The sequence below is a fragment of the Paenibacillus sp. LjRoot153 genome (assembly GCF_964253085.1).
Taxonomy (GTDB): Bacteria; Bacillota; Bacilli; order Paenibacillales; family NBRC-103111; genus Paenibacillus_E.
This window is the reverse complement of record NZ_CAXUQH020000001.1, coordinates 2,254,997-2,267,285: the sequence shown is the minus strand read 5'-3', so window position 1 is coordinate 2,267,285 and position 12,289 is coordinate 2,254,997. Positions and strand designations below refer to the sequence as shown.

The window sequence follows — 12,289 nt, the reverse complement described above, 5'->3', positions numbered from 1 at the left end:
TATAAGTGCGCTAGTCAATACTCATCCATAACGAATAAGTTGATGAAACCAGTCTTTTATTTTAATGATCTTCCGTTTGATTTGCTGTTGTAAATTGGTTCATATTTAATAATTAAATATTCTTCAACCTCAAGTCTCCCTACATAAACACCAACTGCCGAAACAGTTAGGTTATTTTTGCATTGTTCATCTATCAACTCTTCGATACTTGTTGCATACTTCTTTTTAGAACTAGCTGGATAGTACTCAGAGTGACCACTGAAATGATATTTGCCGATGTTTCTTCTGATCGTATGGTTCTGAGTGTTCTTCATATCTTTGTGCATTCTAGCTTTTATATTTGCCGTCTCACCTACATAAACTACTTGTTCTTCATTTCGTATTATGTACACTCCACCTAGAGACGGTAGATCTTTAGTCCAATTCTCCGAATACAGCTTATAACGCTTAGCGCTACTTAATTCTTCTTCAACTTCCGTAATTATAGCTTCAAGCGAATCAATGCTATTAAACATATTCCAACCCCTTAATTTACTATCCAAAAATACCCATAAAAAGCATATCATGATTAGTACATTTGGTCTACGATAGGAGCAGCTATTTAGTTCTAATTACATAGTAAATAGCCACGAAACTGCTTATCGCGGCTGTATAACGTTCTTTGAGCTATGACTATAAAATAAATTACACAAAAACATCTAGATACGTAGTATTATTTTACCATTGAGCATTTCACCTTAAGTTTTTAGATATGGGCTATAGTTACTTCTTCATTAGAAATAATTGATAACCCTGGTCTTCAACTTAATTGTTACATACATTAAAAGTTTGAAGGAGTGATGAACAATGAATAGACATAATCATGTAATACTTGAAGGTAAGCAACCATTAGCTGGGTTTGCCGCTGAGGATTCAAGTACAGGTAATGATAATTTAAAAGTTCTTGTAAATGCTTTTGTACATTCTGACCAAAAAGAATTTTATGGATATGTTAAGCAAATAAGTGACTATTACCTGAACTCATTTTTCTCTCAAGATAATATTCTTTCATTTCTTATACTTGCTCATAAAGATGGAACTACAGATATATATGTAAATGATATACCACTTGTTTTAAATATCGTAGCAAAGAAGAAAATAAACAGCGGCGATACGGTTTTTCATAGCGATATAGTTGATATTCAGTCATTAACATTCGACAATATTACTATTTCAGAAGATGACATAATTATTTATTGCTTTAAAAAAGGATGGAAATTTGGTTTATATTTCGATTTTAGGCAAATAGAAAATGGACATCTGTTGAATATACATGAACTATCTCAGGTATTAGGAAAACATTATAGATATCTTTCCTTCCAAGAAGAGTATTCAATTCTAGAAAATCAATCGTTATTTAATATTATGATGGAAGATGGTTGGTTTCCTTTCATTCAGTTAGTTGGCGGTGAATATGAACGCATTTCAAAAGCATATTTATACAAAGAAAAAGCCTCTGAAATCTTCTCAATCTTGATAAACGAAGTAGTTGATAAATATGATTCGGCGCTTATATTATCTATTAGTACTAAATGGTGTGATAACGAGGTGTTTAATGAAAAAGGAAATATACTTTCCGCTGGAATTGAAGCCTTTTTAACAAATACTCCATCAGGTTATATTAACTGCATAAAAACACTATATACTGAGATTGAAGGCATTGTAAGAATTAGCTTTCATAAAGAGTTTGGTAACAAACCAACCACTAAAGATTTGATGAAATTTATACAGGATAAAGGAGTTAATAAATTCTTAAGTGAGTATTCTCTCGCCTTCCCAAGTTTATTTTATCAATACTTAGATCAAATTATTTTTAAAGGATTCAATTTAAGTGATAATGAAGTTGACCTTTCAAGACATTCGACTTCTCATGGAGTGGCAAAGTCAGATGACTATACAAAGATAAAAGCATTACAAGCAATTCTAGTACTTGACCAAATGTACTATTATTTAAAATGATTTACATGTTATTTCCTTCTCTAATCATTGGCATTGATTAAAAATTACGAGGGAGACTCACATAGCCCAAGCATAGATAATCAATAAGTTATGTATGACAGATGTACCCATGCCGACATGTTCCATTCAATGCAGTTTAAACTTTTAATCGCAATACAACGCTTACTCCCTTACTCTCCAAAATCCCATATACCTACCTCTATAATATCGGCAAGTTCCTCAAGTTGCTCCTGTTCATTTGCATGAGTAAGTTCGAGGAACTCCTCGTGAAGTTTCACTTCAAGTAATGTTCTATACTCAACGTCACTAAGCACCCTAATGTTCGCTTTCTTGCCCTTCGCTTCAATAATCCGTGGAATGTGTTTATCGCGGACTAGTTTGTTATATGCTTTCATTTAAAAGTTCTTCTTTCAACAAGTGTCAAAGTGTAACGAGACTTTCTTCTTTACAAGAAAAAGCTGCTCATTATTAGCAGCAGCTATCTGAATTCAAATCGAACTTCTCTTTTATTTAAACTAAAAATACGACCGTAAGTTATTAAAATTATTGTATTATCCACTTTTCTTCAAAGGTAGACTCGGGAAATTTAATTAATGCTTTCTCACTTCGAAACCAAGCTACATGCGTCTGCCCATTCAAGTTATATTGAATCTTATAATGATTACCGAAAGTCTTACGAACGGGAGTAAACGGTGTATCATTAGGTTTTACTTTCTGTACAATGACAAGCGTTCCACCTAAGGATTTAATTTGCGCCTCAATTTCATTTCCGTTCTTTTGGTTACCTGCGGTTATCAACATGATCGCTAATGGAATGCATGGGATTATAGTCATGATAATAGTAGCAATCATCTTACTCTCATTTTTTCTAACAGAACCAAAGTAAATAGCGAGTCCAGTTCCAGGGAGAACGATTAAAAATATTAATAATATTGCGATCTTGCCGTAAAAAGGAAGCATTAATTGAACCAACTCCATGCTTTATTTAATCATTTAAATCCTTATAGAGATACAGTTTTTTCTCAACTGCAATAAGATGTTCCATAGGTTCTCATACACTTGAACAATTGTTATTTGTCAGCTTCTTATATAAGTATATTATTGGAAACCAAAGCATTATAGCATGCAAGAATCCAACTATCGCCATAATAAATGGTATAAAAGGAACAGCAATTATTCCTGAAACTATGCCGTGTACCTCTTTCTCACCAAAATAGAAAGTGAAGTCTTTATTAAACAAAGAATAGATCAACATGCTTATTCCGATTAAAACACCAATAATTCCATATACAATAAAGGTTCTCCTTATGACCATCTTCAACATTATGACTTGCTCCTTTAATCAATTGATATTTTCCATACATAATATTATCCATGTTTTATTGAATGTATAATTCACTTATTTTATATGAGATTTTCCTAGCCACTACTAAGCAACCGAAATCATTCTGACAATCTTCTGGAGTAAATCTAAATAAGTGATTACCAATTTCTACTCGAAACATTAGGTTTATTGACTTTGCTTCTTCTCCTTCAAGAAGGGTTAAGATTGTTTTTGACGTATCAGTATTCCAATCTGTATGAAGTAAGATAAAAAAGACCTCATCGAAATAAATCTCTATCATGGGCGGATATGAACGACTTAATCCACCAGTAATTATCAATTTGTCATTGGTATATTGCTGTAAACTAAAGTCAAACCAAAGTTCTTTCTGGATGAAATTATTTACTTCCTCAACAACTAACTTGACTTCGCTTTCTTCCATTTTCATCATCCTTTTAATAAAATTGCTCATTTAATTAAAGTTTCTTTGAAGTTAAGCGAATTTCAGGATGCTTCTCCAGTAGCATTTTTAGTAGTCGTAAGTGTGGAAAAGGCTCTAACACGAGGTTTAAAGGAAGACTTTCTTTAAACACAGCTTTGCCACCTGATTCAAGATATTGTCCTAGTGTTATGGTACTTGTTACTATTTTCTCAATGTCGGGTGGACTAAGTAACAAAAGTGCCTTTGCTTCATTAGCGGGTGTGGGGTTATCATTGGAATAGGCTAAATAGATTGGGGTTATTTGATTACTTTCTTGTCGTTTCCCAACAAGTATTGGTTTAACGTCCCCTTCTTGCCAGACTCCAAGTTTTAATTCTGAATCCGCAGTTGCATCTAACCAATAAGTAGCTGGTGGAGTAATTGGTTTGATTCTAATCATAGCTTCCTCAAATGCCTCTCTTTCAGCACACTCCCAACCTGATTCATCGTGTTCTCTATGTCCTCCTAATCTTATTACACCTAAAGTTGACCCTGATTTAGTTGGTCCAACTTGAAAGGGAAAAAGACCATGTACATTTACATAGACACCAGCAGTGACGATACGGTCATTAAAGTTCATGAATTTGCCCCTTTGTCTTAAATTTCGCAAAATATAATTGTGCTTTCTTTTAGCTTTTTTAGTAAAGTTATAAGAAACCAGCCTTAGAAGGCTGGTCTGAATTTCACAAACGTTTCTTTGCTTTAAGGATTCAACTCTTTTACATTCCTTAAAACAGTTGGCATTGCTTCATGGAAGAACTTCACCAATTGTTTCATCTGTTCTAAGAAATCAGGACTATCAGGCAGACCAATATTTACTGGATTGCTTTGACCACTAAACACTTCGTTAAACAATAGTACATCTTGGTTGAAATTTTGCTTTATATAATCTTTATGAAGTTCACTCATTCCAATCACCACATCAAATTGTTCAATACAAGATTCGTTGAATTGTGTTCTTTTAAAACTGGCTGTATCAATGCCCATTTCGTCCATGATGTTAAAATGAACATTTGAATATTTGCTAATATCACTACTAGCCCTTATCCCAGCAGACGCTACATTAACTGATAAATTGTTACTCTTTCTCAAATAATCCTTCATGCAAAATTCCGCAATCACACTTCGTGTATAATTATCAGTACATACAAATAAAATATTCATTGCCCCTTCTCCAATCTATTGCATTCCATTTTATGGAATCATATCAGATCAAAATAGAACCATCAAGGTATATTGGGGAAATTCACTTAAATAAAATCATTCTTTCATTATCAACTTACAGCTACTTTTCTCTATCTTCTCATTATAACACCAATTTACAAATTAAGGATATTGGCAGAACTCTTCTCTGAAAGATACAATAATGCTTTCCAACTTAAAAAAGCCTCTCAAAGAGGCTCTCAGCATTTAAAAGCTTATCGTATCGTTAATTATAACGGAAACGATTCTTTAGATGACATACATACAACACCTACTTGCTAAGCAATCTTAAGTCGTACATCTTTGTAGACGTTTCGTCTACGAAATACAAGCAATTTGCAATTCTTATTCTTCTCGTCTACAATTCGTCTACATTTCCACCCTTAGACAGCAAAAAACCCGCTAACTAAGCGGGTTTCTCTAATGGAGGTGAGGGGAGTCGAACCCCTGTCCAATAAATAATGTAATACAGTAGCAAACAAACAATTAACAACACTCCACATGTGTGTCACTTATGGAAACAATACTTGTCCAACAAATCTACATAGCTTCGTGTCCACAACCCCTTTACTATATGCGCGACAAGTCTCAAATTGTGTTCAATCAGCTTGTTTCTAGAGTGATCATTGCCTTCTGCCATAAGCCTCAGATGTAATTCTTCTTCTGCTTCGGTAAGTGGTTGAGGAAACGCATTATTTTTGACATAGGATACAAGTAAGGTCAGCTGCTTTATTAATACGGCTATTGCGCTAAACAATCCAGGCATTCCAGCCACCCCCTTCAGTGTTAGCGGATCTTAGCTGTTCGGAAGTCTCCGCTTTGAGCTTAGTATTAGTGTATGTGGGTGGGAGCCTAGAAGTGCCTGTACCTAATAACTTACATAAAGAAGTCATTTAGAACTAGCTCATCTAAATCGACTTGTTTGGTCCGCGTTACACTAAAATGGGAAAGTAACTTTAGTCTCATCTGATTGAACTCATACATCGCCTACTCTTTTGAAATCTCCATTATACTTAAATTATTTTTCATGTTGCAATTCTCCTAAGACTGAATAGAATATTTATAGAAAATCCCCACTATCGTTGAGCTGACAAAAAAATGTATCAATAGAATCAAAAGAATGATCAACAACAGTGTTACAGTCATATTCGATTCCCATAATGAGGAGGTTAAATAATGATTAAAAGGAATAATTTGTTTCAAAGAATTATGGAAATTCAAAATGATTCCTCATTACATGATTTTGGAGGGGGGAGTCCCCTAAACAAATGTTATATTATGGCATACTTGATCACAAAATTTCGGTTAAAAAATTATGTAGAAATTGGTGTTTACAAAGGAAGAAGTCTTTTTTCTGTATCACAAGCTATTAAAGATAATAATGGAACAGCTTACGGAATAGACCCTTATGCCCTTAATGAAGCCAAGCAACACGATATGGAGGAAGACATTAGAGATAAAGTAAATCACTTTTTAGAAGAATTGGAGTTCGACGATCTATATAAAAATGTTGTATTAAAGCAGGAAGCACTCGAACTTAAAAATGTAATTGAGTTAATCAGAAAAACCTCATCCCAAGCTGTTAAAGATTTAAAGCATATCGAAATCGATATGCTTCATATAGATGGCAACCATGATTATAACCACGTTCTTGAGGATATTACCAATTATGCTCCCCTTATAAAAGACGGGGGAATAATTGTATTTGATGATATCAATTGGGATTCTGTAAGACGATGCTATGATGATATAAAACAGAATTATATTGTTTTATTGGAAACGGAGTATTTTGGAATCCTCATAAAAAAAGAAAAGAGTCAGAAAAATGTAGACCATGCAAATTTGACTTCCAATAAGTTGAAAAATCTTTTTATTAAGCTGCTTGACATCGAACAACGAATAGAATCAAAAAGACCTACGGTTAATGTAGGCGTACTTGTGTATAACCATGAAAACTTTATTTTACAGTGTCTTCAATCAATTGTAACTCAAAAAGGTGACTTCGACTTAAAGGTCGTTGTCTGTGAAGATAAATCAACGGATAACACAGCCGAGTATATTGAATCGTTTATAAAAAGCTCACAGATCCCTAATGGAGTAAGCCTTGTGTACTTGAAAAACAAAGAAAATTTGGGAATGGTTAAGAATTTACAACGCCTTTTAGAAGCATGTCGCGGGAGTGACTTTTTAGCGTTAATCGATGGTGATGATTATTGGAAAGAAGAAAATAAGTTGCAAGATCATATAGACTTCTTAGGAAGCCATCCGGAGTGTGCACTATCGTTTGATAGTATACTTTTTTATTGGGAAAACCAAGATAATTTTGGACTCTACCCCTTACAGCAAGCAGCAACTAAAGAGATTTTTACTACTGAAGATATCATTCAAGATAATATAATCGGAAACATTTCCTGTTGCTTTTACGATGCGAAATACCTTGATCAAATTCCAGATGATCTATTTACCTTCTTTGTTGGGGATTGGTTGTTAAATATAGTCTATTCTCAGTTTGGTGACATCGGTTTTATTAAGAAACCTATGACCGTTTATAGAAAGCACGACAACGGTATCTGGACCGGTGATAGGGTTTTTCATGATGAGTTTGAGAAGAGGAAAATTATAATAGAGAGTATAGATAAATGTAACCAGCTTTTAGACTTTCTTTATGATGAAGAGTTTTCTAAAGTTAAACATAAACTCAGAGTTTGATAAAAACCGGGAACCTTCGATCAAAAGAACTGCATCATACTGGTATCAGAGGTTTTTTTGGCACGGTATTTCGCAAATTTTACGAACATTATCTCATTGACAACAAATAATGTTCGTATTATGATAGTCAAGGCAATGACAATCAGCCATATAACTATGAATCGTTCGTATATCCTCGAGGATTGGCTTGGGGGTCTCTAGAGGAAGCCATAACTTCCTAGCTACGACGGGTGCTCTTTTTCGCATACCCGTGTGGCTAGGTTTTTTTGCGTCCAAATATGACAATCCCAGAGGAGAGTGCTGCTATGAAAGCTTATGATTTTATTGTTGTTGGTGCAGGACCTGCCGGTATTTTTGCTTGCTATGAGATGACATTGCTTCACCCTAACGCGAACATTTTACTCGTTGACAAAGGCCATGATATTTACAAGCGCAGTTGCCCGATTCTTGAAAATAAAATCAAACTTTGCCCACCTCCAGCTGGTAAGAAGGACTTCTCTGGTTGTCTTCCCGCTTGTTCCATTACCTCCGGTTTTGGCGGAGCAGGTGCCTATAGCGATGGGAAATTTAATATTACAACCGAATTCGGAGGCTGGATGACAGATTATTTGGCCCCAAGTAAAGTCATGGAGCTTATCCGATATGTCGATAGTATCAATCTTCAGCACGGAGCTACAGAAAACATGACCGATCCTACAACGGAAGCTGTAAAAGAGATTGAGCAACGCTCCTATGCTGCTGGCTTGAAGTTGCTTCGCGCTCAGGTTCGTCATTTGGGCACAGAGCAAAACCTCATGATCCTCAAGTCCATCTATGAATATTTGAAAACACGCATCGATATGCAATTCAAAACAGAAGTCGATGATATCATCACTACGAAAAGAGAAGATAAAAATGTCATTCAAGGCATTCGTTTGAAAGATGGCACGGAGCGCTTAAGCAATTATGTCATGTTGGCGCCAGGACGAGACGGTTCGGCTTGGTTAACGCAGGTCCTTAAAAAGCGCCGACTCAAAATGTCCAATAATCAAGTCGATGTCGGCGTTCGAGTTGAAACCTCTGATGTCGTCATGCGAGAAATCAACGAACATTTATATGAAGGTAAATTTGTGTATAACACTTCGGTTGGAACACGAGTTAGGACCTTCTGCAGCAACCCTTCAGGCCATGTTGTCGTTGAGAATCACAGCGGCATCATGGCCGCCAATGGGCATTCCTATAAGGATCCTGCGCTTGGATCCAACAACACGAATTTTGCGTTACTTGTTTCTCATAAATTTACGGAGCCTTTCGATAAGCCAAATGAATATGCAAGAGAAATATGTAAGCACGCGAATGACTTATCCAGCGGTGGCGTCATCGTTCAAAAGTTCGGAGATATTATGCGAGGACGTAGGTCTACGGCTGAGCGGATACGCGAAGGATTCTTAGAACCCACACTTTCTGAGGCAGTTCCGGGGGATCTTGGACTAGTTCTTCCCTACAATACGATGAAAAGCTTAATCGAAATGATCCACGCACTTGAAAAAGTAACACCAGGTATCGCATCCGAGCATACGCTTTTCTACGGTGTTGAAGCGAAATTTTACTCTGCTCGACCTAAGCTGAGTGAGAGCTTTGAAACGGAAATCAAAGGTCTCTTCTGTGGCGGTGACGGAGCTGGTATTACTCGAGGATTAGCACAAGCAGGTGCTGCTGGCGTATGGGTTGCTCGTAACATTCCACTGTAAATTATTTCCGAGGAAATAATTGTTCGTTCGTCAAAATTAGCAATAAAACCAACCTATTCGACCTTGAAGGGAGAATAATGTTGGTTTTTTTCAATGAAAAAAGCCTTCCCATGGCTCATAGATTATGGTAAGATAATACCGTCACATTAAATGTAAGCGTTATCATTTTAAGAAGGGGGCAAATAAAATGAATGTAGCGCTCGAACTCGAAGTAAAGAATACGTATGAGGATTTTATTTTAGAAAAGGATATCATGTATTTCCGCGTTGGTGAACATGGTCTAGTATCCTTTCACGGGAAGAACTACCATATCAAGAAACGCCTTAATACAGAAGAGATCCAGAATATGACCTCAGACAGCAGCTTTTTCAAAGTAAACACAGATTGTTATGTGAACACTCGTAAAATTCAACATATTCAAGACGGCAAAGTATTCTTCGAAGTTAGAGGATCCGAATCCAAATACACGTCGATTACAAAGCTTCGCCAATATCGGCTGAAAGAAATTGTATTACAACAAAAGGCTGAAGCATAAGTACAATTGAATGTAAGTGCCAAAAAAGGAGCCGAGCGAATTGATCGCCAGCTCCTTTCTTGTCTTACAACATTATGATATTTTAGCTAGTGTCTCTTGCTGATGCTCGCGGATCAGAAAACGTATGTAATCGACGGTTGTATCTTTCACTTTTTTGGCTTCTTCCAACGTAGCGAAGCTGTATTCAGCATAATCTGTGCTTTCATACTTGTTCAACTCTTCATTGTTCATGCCAAGCGTGGAAAAGTTATGAATGAGCTCAAAGGATGTTTTCGAATCCACATTTTTCACAAAAATATCTTTCGAAAAGAAAGAGCCTTGTTTCTCTACTTTAAAGATGACTCGAAACGGCTTCTCCTTATCCGAAACAAAACATTTAATGACAACGTCGATTTCCATTGTTTTGTAATCCACAGTGTGCATCGGTTCCTGCTTTGGTTTCTGCATCCATTTTTTCAATATCCCCAGCACAAGATCCCTCCTCACACATGAACTTATCCTCATATTGTAGCGAATCCCTAGTTAATTGACAACCCAAATGATAGAATCTTTATAATATTAAAAGTCGAATTTACTCCTTTTAAGCCATTTCTTGCTCCTTAAAAGATTGTGTTGATAGTGACGACTTATATTTCCAAGTAATGAACAAGCAGAGCAACCCCGTTAAAACCCCACAAGCCACAAATGCGCCATTGGCCCCAAATCGATCCGCAATGAACCCAGAGAACAGACTACCAATCGGTGTAGAACCCGCAAATACAAGGGAATACACACTCATGACACGTGCGCGATACTCGTCCTTCGCATACATTTGAAGAGCCGAGTTACTATTTGTCGCGAATAAAATATTAAAGAATCCCGTGCACGCAAGCAGCGTACCACAGACCCAAACCGAACCGCTTAGTCCATTAAGAATTAAGCATATAGCAACCATGCAGCTTGCTGCCATACTCAACTTCAGCTTCGGCCCTCGCTTACTACGAAACGACATCGTTAGAGCCCCGGCTAGCGAACCCACGCCCAAACAAGACATCAACGTACCATAGGTCGTCTCTCCCATGTGAAGGACATTTTTGGTGAACACAGGAATCAGAATATTAAAGTTAAAAGCAAGTGTACCAATAACGGTTACTAGCAACACAGTTGGTGATAGAATTGGATCTTTGGCAATGTAGACGATCCCATCTTTAATTTCCTTCAGAATACCTTCCTTCGCTCTCATCTTGCGTACGTAGGGTGCTGCCTCAATATGAATCAGTCCATATAGAACCGCTAGAAAGCTGACCCCATTTAGCAAAAAGCACCACCCTGCACCTAACCAAGCCATCATTACAGCACCAATCGAAGGGCCAACAATTCTTGCCATGTTAAACGTCGTTGAGTTGAGTGCAATCGCATTCATCAAATCTTCTTTACCCACAATTTCCACATTAAAAGCCTGCCTTGTAGGCATATCCAACGTATTATTTAAACCAAGAAGCAGTGCTAAGACAAGGATATATTCATATCGAACCGTATCCGTAAGTACCAATGTGGCCAAAGCGAAGGCAAGTATCATTGATACCGTTTGAGTCACGATAAGGATATTCTTCTTAGGAAATTTATCCACGATAATGCCGGCGAACAGCGAAAACAATAGAATCGGTAGAAACTGGCACGCAGCTACAATCCCAAGTTTAAGAGACGATCCCGTAAGTGTGAGCACGAGCCAGGACTGCCCGATATTTTGCATCCATGTACCGATCAGTGATACACATTGCCCTAACCACATATAGCGATAATTCTTGTGTGTCAACGCATGGAAATGACGATCAATGAACACCGCCCCCGCAGCCCTCATATTCATAGGTCAACCTCTTCCTCAGCAAAGTGAGCCGCATTGTGACCCATTTTTTCCAAAATAGTAAGGGCCATCTGCTTCTCAACATCCGACAAGCCAAACGTCAATCGCTCACGCCAGTCCGTGAGAACTTTGCGTACATCCTCTTTAATTCCGCGAGCTTTGTCCGTTAGAAAAACCTCGTTGCATCTTTTATCCTTTTCACTGACGATGCGCGTTACATAGCCTTGCTCTTCGAGTTTTTTCAGTGCTTTCGCCGTCGTACCTTTATCTATTTTCAAATAATCGGACAGCTCTTCTTGCGTTAAACCATCCTCTTTATACAGCGCATTGAGGAAAATATGCTGACCTCTACCGATCTCGAATTTCTTCAAATGCTCACCAATATACATCTGTCCGTACCGGTAAATCAGCGAGACCCACCTTGGAATTGAATTCCGAGTTTCAATCATTGCAACAACCCCTCCTG

14 protein-coding genes, 1 pseudogene and 1 riboswitch are annotated in these 12,289 nt (G+C 37.1%); of the genes and pseudogenes, 4 read left to right on the top strand and 11 right to left on the bottom strand.

The window, feature by feature from the left end; all coding sequences use genetic code 11:
- Positions 1–56: 56 nt before the first annotated feature.
- On the bottom strand, positions 57–515 hold the full coding sequence (locus tag ACSQ8P_RS10010; RefSeq protein ID WP_436235031.1) for a GIY-YIG nuclease family protein: 459 nt from the start codon (positions 513–515) through the stop codon (positions 57–59).
- A 331-nt stretch (positions 516–846) separates the two neighbouring features.
- Between ACSQ8P_RS10010 and ACSQ8P_RS10005 the strand changes: the two genes are divergently transcribed.
- On the top strand, positions 847–1,998 hold the full coding sequence (locus ACSQ8P_RS10005) for a hypothetical protein (protein ID WP_436235030.1): 1,152 nt from the start codon (positions 847–849) through the stop codon (positions 1,996–1,998).
- Between the two features lie 170 nt (positions 1,999–2,168).
- On the opposite strand, the gene ACSQ8P_RS10000 is transcribed toward ACSQ8P_RS10005, so the two are convergent.
- From ACSQ8P_RS10000 to ACSQ8P_RS09970, 7 genes and pseudogenes are all read right to left on the bottom strand, one after another.
- Entirely contained in the window at positions 2,169–2,393 is a 225-nt protein-coding gene (locus tag ACSQ8P_RS10000; RefSeq protein WP_436235029.1) for a nucleoside triphosphate pyrophosphohydrolase, read from the bottom strand.
- Between the two features lie 148 nt (positions 2,394–2,541).
- Positions 2,542–2,832 (bottom strand): hypothetical protein, encoded by a 291-nt coding sequence (locus ACSQ8P_RS09995; RefSeq protein WP_436235028.1) that lies wholly within the window; start codon positions 2,830–2,832, stop codon positions 2,542–2,544.
- A 217-nt stretch (positions 2,833–3,049) separates the two neighbouring features.
- Positions 3,050–3,322: a hypothetical protein gene (locus ACSQ8P_RS09990; protein ID WP_436235027.1), complete on the bottom strand. Its 273-nt coding sequence runs from the start codon at positions 3,320–3,322 to the stop codon at positions 3,050–3,052.
- 55 nt (positions 3,323–3,377) lie between these two features.
- Positions 3,378–3,764 (bottom strand): hypothetical protein, encoded by a 387-nt coding sequence (locus ACSQ8P_RS09985; RefSeq protein WP_436235026.1) that lies wholly within the window; start codon positions 3,762–3,764, stop codon positions 3,378–3,380.
- A 34-nt stretch (positions 3,765–3,798) separates the two neighbouring features.
- Positions 3,799–4,383 carry an NUDIX domain-containing protein gene (locus tag ACSQ8P_RS09980; protein ID WP_436235025.1) on the bottom strand — a complete coding sequence of 195 codons (585 nt, stop codon included), beginning with the start codon at positions 4,381–4,383 and terminating at the stop codon, positions 3,799–3,801.
- 122 nt (positions 4,384–4,505) lie between these two features.
- Positions 4,506–4,967 (bottom strand): hypothetical protein, encoded by a 462-nt coding sequence (locus ACSQ8P_RS09975; RefSeq protein WP_436235024.1) that lies wholly within the window; start codon positions 4,965–4,967, stop codon positions 4,506–4,508.
- Positions 4,968–5,571: 604 nt separating this feature from the next.
- Positions 5,572–5,772, bottom strand: a pseudogene (locus ACSQ8P_RS09970) (RNA polymerase subunit sigma-70); the annotation flags it as partial.
- 410 nt (positions 5,773–6,182) lie between these two features.
- Between ACSQ8P_RS09970 and ACSQ8P_RS09965 the strand changes: the two are divergent.
- The 3 genes from ACSQ8P_RS09965 to ACSQ8P_RS09955 all read left to right on the top strand — a co-directional run bounded on the left by ACSQ8P_RS09965 (position 6,183) and on the right by ACSQ8P_RS09955 (position 9,980).
- Complete coding sequence (locus ACSQ8P_RS09965; RefSeq protein WP_436235023.1) at positions 6,183–7,715, top strand: class I SAM-dependent methyltransferase; 1,533 nt, start codon at positions 6,183–6,185, stop codon at positions 7,713–7,715.
- Positions 7,716–7,860: 145 nt separating this feature from the next.
- Positions 7,861–7,959, top strand: a riboswitch (purine riboswitch).
- A gap of 61 nt (positions 7,960–8,020) precedes the next feature.
- Entirely contained in the window at positions 8,021–9,445 is a 1,425-nt protein-coding gene (locus ACSQ8P_RS09960; RefSeq protein ID WP_436235022.1) for an NAD(P)/FAD-dependent oxidoreductase, read from the top strand.
- A 187-nt stretch (positions 9,446–9,632) separates the two neighbouring features.
- Positions 9,633–9,980: a LytTR family transcriptional regulator DNA-binding domain-containing protein gene (locus ACSQ8P_RS09955; protein ID WP_436235021.1), complete on the top strand. Its 348-nt coding sequence runs from the start codon at positions 9,633–9,635 to the stop codon at positions 9,978–9,980.
- Between the two features lie 72 nt (positions 9,981–10,052).
- Here the strand turns inward: ACSQ8P_RS09955 and ACSQ8P_RS09950 are convergent, their stop codons facing one another.
- From ACSQ8P_RS09950 to ACSQ8P_RS09940, 3 genes are all read right to left on the bottom strand, one after another.
- Positions 10,053–10,451 (bottom strand): hypothetical protein, encoded by a 399-nt coding sequence (locus tag ACSQ8P_RS09950; protein WP_436235020.1) that lies wholly within the window; start codon positions 10,449–10,451, stop codon positions 10,053–10,055.
- Between the two features lie 109 nt (positions 10,452–10,560).
- Positions 10,561–11,826 (bottom strand): MFS transporter, encoded by a 1,266-nt coding sequence (locus ACSQ8P_RS09945; RefSeq protein WP_436235019.1) that lies wholly within the window; start codon positions 11,824–11,826, stop codon positions 10,561–10,563.
- Positions 11,823–12,272, bottom strand: coding sequence for a MarR family winged helix-turn-helix transcriptional regulator (locus ACSQ8P_RS09940; protein ID WP_436235018.1), 450 nt, complete (start codon positions 12,270–12,272; stop codon positions 11,823–11,825). The genes ACSQ8P_RS09945 and ACSQ8P_RS09940 overlap by 4 nt, the downstream gene beginning before the upstream one ends.
- Between the last annotated feature and the right edge of the window lie 17 nt (positions 12,273–12,289).

Bases quoted from the DNA above. Each gene is read 5' to 3' on its own strand.
- ACSQ8P_RS10010 (WP_436235031.1), bottom strand. From the start codon at position 515: ATGTTTAATAGCATTGATTCGCTTGAAGCTATAATTACGGAAGTTGAA.
- ACSQ8P_RS10005 (WP_436235030.1), top strand. From the start codon at position 847: ATGAATAGACATAATCATGTAATACTTGAAGGTAAGCAACCATTAGCT.
- ACSQ8P_RS10000 (WP_436235029.1), bottom strand. From the start codon at position 2,393: ATGAAAGCATATAACAAACTAGTCCGCGATAAACACATTCCACGGATT.
- ACSQ8P_RS09995 (WP_436235028.1), bottom strand. From the start codon at position 2,832: ATGACTATAATCCCATGCATTCCATTAGCGATCATGTTGATAACCGCA.
- ACSQ8P_RS09990 (WP_436235027.1), bottom strand. From the start codon at position 3,322: ATGTTGAAGATGGTCATAAGGAGAACCTTTATTGTATATGGAATTATT.
- ACSQ8P_RS09985 (WP_436235026.1), bottom strand. From the start codon at position 3,764: ATGGAAGAAAGCGAAGTCAAGTTAGTTGTTGAGGAAGTAAATAATTTC.
- ACSQ8P_RS09980 (WP_436235025.1), bottom strand. From the start codon at position 4,383: ATGAACTTTAATGACCGTATCGTCACTGCTGGTGTCTATGTAAATGTA.
- ACSQ8P_RS09975 (WP_436235024.1), bottom strand. From the start codon at position 4,967: ATGAATATTTTATTTGTATGTACTGATAATTATACACGAAGTGTGATT.
- ACSQ8P_RS09965 (WP_436235023.1), top strand. From the start codon at position 6,183: ATGATTAAAAGGAATAATTTGTTTCAAAGAATTATGGAAATTCAAAAT.
- ACSQ8P_RS09960 (WP_436235022.1), top strand. From the start codon at position 8,021: ATGAAAGCTTATGATTTTATTGTTGTTGGTGCAGGACCTGCCGGTATT.
- ACSQ8P_RS09955 (WP_436235021.1), top strand. From the start codon at position 9,633: ATGAATGTAGCGCTCGAACTCGAAGTAAAGAATACGTATGAGGATTTT.
- ACSQ8P_RS09945 (WP_436235019.1), bottom strand. From the start codon at position 11,826: ATGAATATGAGGGCTGCGGGGGCGGTGTTCATTGATCGTCATTTCCAT.
- ACSQ8P_RS09940 (WP_436235018.1), bottom strand. From the start codon at position 12,272: ATGATTGAAACTCGGAATTCAATTCCAAGGTGGGTCTCGCTGATTTAC.